The organism is Streptomyces sp. WAC06614, from assembly GCF_003949795.1.
Lineage (GTDB): Bacteria > Actinomycetota > Actinomycetes > Streptomycetales > Streptomycetaceae > Streptomyces.
Window position 1 is genome coordinate 1 of sequence record NZ_RPRY01000623.1, and the last position, 1,816, is coordinate 1,816.

1 protein-coding gene and 1 pseudogene are annotated in these 1,816 nt (G+C 77.4%); both read right to left on the bottom strand.

Translation table 11 applies throughout. From position 1 onward, the window contains the following. A pseudogene (locus EF918_RS35375) lies at nt 1-444 on the bottom strand (hypothetical protein); the annotation flags it as partial. Between the two features lie 97 nt (nt 445-541). Then, complete coding sequence (locus tag EF918_RS35380; RefSeq protein ID WP_125652935.1) at nt 542-1,387, bottom strand: DegV family protein; 846 nt, start codon at nt 1,385-1,387, stop codon at nt 542-544. Between the last annotated feature and the right edge of the window lie 429 nt (nt 1,388-1,816).

Below are 1,816 nucleotides of genomic sequence, written 5' to 3' on the forward strand. Positions count from 1 at the left end.
GGCCCAGGCCCCGGTGCCGGGGGCGGGCACCGGGGCCTGGGCCCGGCCCGCGCCCGCCGCGGGCAGCTGGGCCGTGGCGCGGCCGACGCCCGCCGCGGGCAGCTGGGCCGTGGCGCGGCCGAGGCCGGCTGCGGTGGCGACCGCCTGGTCCGGGGCGTGGTCCGCCAGGAGGGCCTGGGCCCGGCGGAGCGTGGCCTCGCTGAGGTCGGCACGCCGGGCGCGGCTCCCGCGGGCTCCGTAGCGGGCGCGGAGGCGGGTGCGGCGGTGCCGGGTACGGCCGTCCGAGGCCGGTGGACGGCCGGGGCCGCTGGTGGCGCCGGGGGGCGCGCCCCTGGTCGTGTTCGTCGTCGTCGCGCCTGTGGTCGTGCCTGTGGTCGCCCCCGTGGTGGGGGCGGGCGAGGTGGGTGTGGTCGGGCTGTGGGTGCTGAGGTCTTGAGTCGTCATGGCGACGACGGTAGGAGAACCCGACGACATCCGTTCGGAACAGCGGATTCCTGTGGATATCCCGGCACTTGTGGACAGTCGCGTCAGTCCTCGGGGTCTACCGCGGGGAGATCACTGCCGCCAACAGGCCCGGGCCCGTGTGTGCGCCGATCACCGCACCGACCTCGCTGACGTGCAGCTCCCGCAGCCCGGGGATGCGTTCGCGGAGGCGTTCCGCAAGCTTGTCCGCGCGGTCGGGGGCCGCGAGGTGGTGCACGGCGACGTCGACGTCGGCGGCACCGGCCCGTTCGACGGCGAGTTCCTCAAGGCGGGCGATGGCCTTGGACGCCGTCCGTACCTTCTCCAGCATCTCGATGCGGCCACCGTCGAGGGTCAGCAGGGGCTTGACCGCGAGCGCGGAGCCGAGGAGGGCCTGGGCGGCGCCGATGCGGCCGCCGCGGCGGAGGTAGTCGAGGGTGTCGACGTAGAAGTACGCGGACATGCCCGCGGCCCGCTTCTCGGCCGCCGCCACGGCTTCGTCGAGCGTGCCACCGGCCTCGGCGGTCTCGGCGGCGGCCAAGGCGCAGAAGCCGAGGGCCATGGCGACCATGCCCGTGTCGACGACGCGGACCGGGACGGCGGCGGTGCGGGCCGCCAGGACGGCGGCGTCGTAGGTGCCGGAGAACTCGGCGGAGAGGTGGAGGCTGACGATGCCGGTCGCACCGGCGTCCGCGGCCGCCTGGTAGGCCCGGACGAAGTCCTCCGGGCCGGGGCGGGAGGTGGTGACCGGGCGGCGCTTCTGGAGGGCCAGGGCGAGGCTCCTGGCGGAGATCTCGGTGCCCTCTTCGAGGGCTTCGTCGCCGAGGACCACGGTCAGGGGGACGGAGGTGATGCCGTGCCGCGCCATTGCTGGGTGGGGCAGGTAGGCCGTGGAATCGGTGACGATCGCGACATGGCGGGACATGAGGCGGAGAGTACCGCCAGCGGGGCCGGTCCGGCAGCCCAGGCCATGGCGTGCGCCGCTGCGCGGGGCCTCTCCCCCACCCCGCCCCTCCCCGGAACCGGGCTCCGCCCGGACCGCCGCTACGTGCCCCCGCGGGCGCCACGGCGCCGCCATGGGCCGGGTCGGGCACCGCGAGGCGCCCGTCCCGTCAGGTCGTGGCCTCCGGCCGCGGGGTCTTCCGCCACGGGTACGGGGTCGCCGGCCGGGACGGGTCCAGGGCCGGGCGCTGCGCGCCCTCGGAGCCCGACGCCGGCGCAGGGGCGCCCGATCCAGGGGCGGCCGGCGCAGGGGCGCCCGACGCAGAGGCACCCGACGCAGGGGCGCCCGACGCAGGGGCGGCCGGCGCGGACGACCCCGCAGCGGAGGCCCCGCCAGCCGCCCCGGAAGCAC

Excerpts from the sequence above, each read along its gene's own strand:
- EF918_RS35380 (WP_125652935.1), bottom strand. The coding sequence starts at position 1,387 with ATGTCCCGCCATGTCGCGATCGTCACCGATTCCACGGCCTACCTGCCC.